The sequence below is a fragment of the Bacillus sp. 05T31 genome, assembly GCF_056396725.1.
In genome coordinates, this window is sequence record NZ_JBFTMA010001529.1 from 1 (window position 1) to 354 (window position 354).

Here is a 354-nt window from a genome sequence, read left to right on the forward strand (position 1 = left end):
GTTAAAATGAAAAAAAGAGTGACATTGCTTTTATTTATTATATTAATAATGGGCACAGGCGTTAGTTTCATACATGCTAAGGGGCATAAAAATATATCACAAGAGGATTTACGATTAAGAGGAAAAACAATTGTAATTGATCCGGGGCATGGTGGAGGAGATAGAGGRACGAAAGGAAAGAAATTTGGAACGATTGAAAAAGATCTTAATTTAAAAGTAGCACAAAATATAAAGAAAGAATTAGAAGAAAGAACGGATGCGAAAGTTATATTGACACGTGAAAAAGATACGAGCTTACTTCCAGAAACAAAGCAAAAGGAAGAATTACAAGCACGTGTCAAAGTAGCTAAAGAT

At 32.9% G+C, this 354-nt stretch carries 1 protein-coding gene; it reads left to right on the forward strand.

The annotated features are described in order from the left end of the window. Positions 1-6: 6 nt before the first annotated feature. A partial coding sequence (locus AC1DJR_RS34190; RefSeq protein WP_477004690.1) for an N-acetylmuramoyl-L-alanine amidase family protein occupies positions 7-354 on the forward strand: 348 nt, incomplete at its 3' end.